This window comes from Allobaileyella intestinalis (assembly GCF_009695865.1).
GTDB classification, from domain to species: Bacteria; Bacillota; Clostridia; order Peptostreptococcales; family Anaerovoracaceae; genus Allobaileyella; species Allobaileyella intestinalis.
In genome coordinates, this window is the sequence record NZ_VUNB01000009.1 from 1 (window position 1) to 2,380 (window position 2,380).

The window sequence follows — 2,380 nt, forward strand, 5'->3', positions numbered from 1 at the left end:
TTGGCATAGAATCCATAATATCGAGTTGTTAAGAAATCATGCCAAATTCATTACGAACAGGAATATCTTTGAATATATAGTGGGTATCCGATAATTTTTTTCTTTTTGAGTTTATCGGCAAGAGATTTATTGGTAAGAATGGAAATGGTGTTTCTAGAAGCAACAAACAATAGATTGAGTCGAGTACGATCCTGTCTGAACCAGTTTCTAAGTTCTTCAGGAATAGTAAATACAATGTGTCTATGAGGGCAGTCAAGACAAAAAGAAGTGGCTTTGGCTGCAAGCTGTTTGGCATATTTAACACCACAGGCATTACAGAACCTGGAATGACATGAGTGTGGAATAATATTCTAGTTGTCACAATCGGTACATTCAAACTGGTCAAAGCCAAGATAACATGTGTGGCAAAGTAATGAACGTTCTACATTGTCTAAGATGCAAGGACAAGCTTTATCGGAAGCATCTAGTTTTCGAATGTATTCCATATTATCGAAGAAGATGTTTTTAATAGGATGATTGAAATCAAAATTTCTAACATCACAATCTAAAAGAGACAGAGTTTCAACTGGAATGTTTAAATGATAAGTAGTGTCTATAATTTAAGTATAGAATGAAACCATTCTAAATTGAATAAAATGCAGTCCCATTGTGAATTTAATGTGAACATGTGAGAATACAGCAATATATCACATATTCACATTGGTGATATAATGATAAAATAAAATAAATTAGAAAGTCTCAAATCTATCTATTAAATCTGTTTTAAATATAGTATAATAGAGACGGATAGAACAGGAGGACTTGTCTTATGAAGGTGTTTTCAATGTCACAAAGAATCTATTATAAAGATCTGGAACCAGAAGCAGAATCCATCATTAAAAAGGATCTTGAACTGTATAACTGCATGCTTCATAAGGCATTCAAAATCTGTTTTGATCGTGCTTACAAAGATGTTACCTATTCAGAAACAGATCAAAGAATGATCAAGTCCTTCTATGGTACAAGTGATTATTTTCCTTTGTCTGCCATATATGAGGCCAAGGCCTTGGTGAAAAGTCTTAAATGCAGAGAAAAGGAAGATCGTGATTTGATCAAGACTCGTCTTAAAAAGATAGACAAAAAAATCAAAAAGAACGAGAAGCAATTGAAGAAGGCTTTAAAGGAAAAAGAGAAGCTGATCAACAGATCCAAGAAAAAGAAATATACAGAAGAGGACTACTTGTATGAGGTGCAGGTATTGGATCCAAATATCAAAAGATTGAAGAGCATCATTCGCAATCTGAAATTCAGACGAAACCGAAATGTGTTCAAGCTTAAAAGAAAGATGCCTTCTGTATGTTTTGGTGGTAAAAAGAATCTTAAAAATGGTTACTTAGATATCTATCGTTTTAAAAGAGCCAGAAGAATGCTGATTCCAGGAAGAAGACAGGGCAAGTATTCAAACAACCTTTTCAAATTAAATGTCGATAATGATATGCTGACCTATCGAAGCACGCAGAAAGACATTGTATTCAAGGTACAGTTTCATAAATACAAGGATGAACTGTACGCAAGAGTCAATGAAAAACACAATTCACCGGATAAGGTAGTAGCCTATGAGCTGATGGATTATGGTGAATACTTTATTGTGAAAGCTATATTTGAAAAACATATGAATCTTCCAAAGACAGATACATTGTATGGAGCCATAGGAATCGATATCAATGTGGACCATATAGCACTATGTGAAACCAATATGGATGGAAATATCGTACTAATTAAGAAATATCCAATCCATAAAGAGAATACTAAAAATAAACGAAATGAAGAACTGTCTCAGCTAGCCATTGAAATCATGGACTTTTTTTACTCTAAGAAGCAGAGTCTTTTAGTTTCCTACTTTCTTTTCCAGCAGTTGCCAACAATGATGCTCTATCGCCCTAAAAAACAAAATGAAGCATGATCGAGTTTTGCGTATAAAAAGATACTAGAAAAAGTAGAAAGAAAATGTTTGATGAATGAAGTGGATGTAATCAAAGTAGATCCAAGAAATACGAGTAAGATTGGAAAAGAAAAGTATACAAAGATCAAAGGACTGAGTGTACATTATTGTGCAGCCTATGTGATCAATCGAAGAGGCATGGGATTTGTGGATTAAATAAGATAAATAATCAGAACCAGAAGTTTATGATATCTTACTGGATGATAAGTACATAGATCATGGATGAAATTCTGAAGTATTTATAAATAAAGCATACAATAAAAACTCCATCGATAAAGACTGAATGGATCGGGATACCGAATGATTCAGAAAGATGGAGTAGATATTGAAATGTTACCGGACGACTGGAAACGAACCGGGCACGTCATTTAGACGTGTGACTTTTTCGCAGAAAAAGTC

The 2,380-nt window shown here is 33.8% G+C and carries 2 protein-coding genes; one reads left to right on the forward strand and one right to left on the reverse strand.

Features of this window, described 5'->3' with window-relative positions; all coding sequences use genetic code 11:
• Positions 1–50 precede the first annotated feature (50 nt).
• The gene (locus tag FYJ66_RS09490; protein ID WP_417281407.1) at positions 51–347 is read right to left on the reverse strand and encodes a transposase zinc-binding domain-containing protein; all 297 of its coding nucleotides are present in this window, start codon (positions 345–347) and stop codon (positions 51–53) included.
• Positions 348–808: 461 nt separating this feature from the next.
• On the opposite strand from FYJ66_RS09490, the gene FYJ66_RS09050 reads away from it, so the two are divergent.
• Positions 809–1,942, forward strand: coding sequence for a hypothetical protein (locus FYJ66_RS09050; RefSeq protein ID WP_154573173.1), 1,134 nt, complete (start codon positions 809–811; stop codon positions 1,940–1,942).
• The last annotated feature ends 438 nt before the right edge of the window (positions 1,943–2,380 follow it).